The following is a 228-nucleotide window of genomic DNA, read 5'->3' on the forward strand; positions in this document are numbered from 1 at the left end:
AAAACGGATGACGGTGAGGCCGCCGACGGGCAGGCCCCCGGGATTTGCAGCGGCGTCGGCATCGATGAAATAGGGCGCGACCGCGCCGAGGCCGCGTTTTTGGGCGATCGCTGCGACATCGCGTGAATACCAACGGTCGGCGGCGACGTCGTTGGATTGGAGCAGCGATCCCTTCGGCTCGGTCATCCGCATCAGTCCGGTGATCTCGATCAGGCCCGATATCTGACC

At 64.5% G+C, this 228-nt stretch carries 1 protein-coding gene; it reads right to left on the reverse strand.

The annotated features are described in order from the left end of the window. Window positions 1-228 (reverse strand): SURF1 family cytochrome oxidase biogenesis protein (locus EOD29_RS35685; protein WP_348630484.1); only part of this gene is annotated, 228 nt, incomplete at both ends.

Origin of the sequence: Mesorhizobium sp. M1A.T.Ca.IN.004.03.1.1 (assembly GCF_003997555.1) — a bacterium.
Lineage (GTDB): Bacteria > Pseudomonadota > Alphaproteobacteria > Rhizobiales > Rhizobiaceae > Mesorhizobium.